Annotated in this window: 1 protein-coding gene; it reads right to left on the bottom strand. The window is 71.1% G+C overall.

Annotated elements, in window-relative coordinates:
• Nucleotides 1-175, bottom strand: a 175-nt coding sequence (locus G3A47_RS24655) for an MFS transporter (protein ID WP_350339441.1), incomplete at its 3' end; no start/stop codon positions are given.
• Nucleotides 176-532 lie beyond the last annotated feature (357 nt).

Consider the following 532-nt stretch of genomic DNA (forward strand, 5'->3'; position numbering starts at 1 on the left):
GGGTGGTGTAGCGCTGCAGCAGGAAGCCCGTGACGGGGATGACGACGGCCATCGTGAGCATGAAGGCGGTCGTCAGCCACTGAGCCGCGACGGCCGTGATGCTCAGGTCGCGGATGAGGTGCGGGATCGCCACGTTCATCGTGGTCTCGTTGAGGATCGCCACGAAGGCGGCCACGAGCAGCAGCCAGATGACCCGGTTCTGCTCGGCCGTGACCCCCGACGCCGAGGTCGGGGGAGCGGTGGGTGTTCCGGTGGTGGCGGCCAGGGAGGGCGTCGTGGCGTCACGGAAGGCGACGGACGTGCGGGGTAACCGCGGGACGCGGCCCCCTATTCCCGGTCGACCGAGGGAGCCCGGTGTCGAGCGGCTGTGCCGAGTCTATTGGGGACCCCCGACATCGCTGCCCGCGTCCCGGTGTCCCCGGTCGGACGTAGGCTGACCCGCATGAGCATGGGCGGCATGGGCGGAGGCATGTTCCGCGGCGTCTACGCGGAGACGCAGCGGCAGCGCAATGCCGAGGCGCCGCGCGTGCCC

The sequence above is a fragment of the Flavobacterium poyangense genome (genome assembly GCF_011751075.1).
In the GTDB taxonomy this organism is placed as follows: Bacteria; Bacteroidota; Bacteroidia; order Flavobacteriales; family Flavobacteriaceae; genus Flavobacterium; species Flavobacterium poyangense.